The 958-nt window shown below is 65.6% G+C and carries 1 protein-coding gene; it reads right to left on the minus strand.

The annotated features are described in order from the left end of the window. A partial coding sequence (locus HW466_RS30935; protein WP_151007292.1) for an aminotransferase occupies positions 1–958 on the minus strand: 958 nt, incomplete at both ends.

Raw genomic sequence — 958 nt, forward strand, 5'->3', positions numbered from 1 at the left:
GCTTCACGCGCTCGACGATGCCTTCGTCGCGCAGCAGCTTCAGGTTCGCGACCGCCACCGCCGCCGCGACCGGATGGCCCGAGTACGTGAGCCCGTGATTGAATTCGCCGTTGTCGATGATCGGGCGCGCGACGCGCTCGTGGATGCCCACCGCGCCCATCGGCACGTAGCCCGACGTCAGGCCCTTGGCCATCGTGATCAGATCCGGCTCGAAGCCGAAGTGCTGGTGCGCGAACCATTCGCCGGTGCGGCCGAAGCCGCCGATCACTTCGTCGGCCACCAGCAGGATGTCGTACTTGCGGCAGATGCGCTGGATTTCCGGCCAGTACGTCGACGGCGGGAAGATCACGCCGCCCGCGCCCTGGAACGGCTCGCCGATGAACGCGGCGACGTTCTCCGCGCCGAGCTCGAGAATCTTCGCCTCGAGCTGCTGCGCACGCGCGAGGCCGAACGCCTCGGGCGTCTCGCCGGCCTGCGCTTCGCCGAAGAAATACGGCTGGTCGATGTGCACGATGTGCTCGACCTTCGACGGCATCTGCTCGTGCATGTAGCCCATCCCGCCGAGCGTGCCGCCGGCGATCGTCGAGCCGTGATAGCCGTTCTTGCGCGAGATCACGTATTTCTTCTGCGGCTTGCCCTGCACGCGCCAGTACTGATGCACGAGTCGCAGCACGGTGTCGTTGCCTTCCGAGCCGCTGTTGCAATAGAAGAAATGGTTGAAGCCGGCCGGCGTGACTTCGGCGAGCATCGCCGACAGTTCGATCACCGGCGGGTGCGTCGTCTTGAAGAACGTGTTGTAGAACGGCAGTTCCTGGATCTGGCGATACGCGGCATCGGCGAGCTCCTTGCGGCCGTAGCCGACGTTCACGCACCAGAGGCCGGCCATCCCGTCGATGATCTTGTTGCCGTCGGAGTCCCACAGATAGACGCCGTCGGCCTTCACGATCACGCGGCTGCC

Origin of the sequence: Burkholderia territorii, from assembly GCF_902833055.1 — a bacterium.
Taxonomy (GTDB): Bacteria; Pseudomonadota; Gammaproteobacteria; order Burkholderiales; family Burkholderiaceae; genus Burkholderia; species Burkholderia territorii.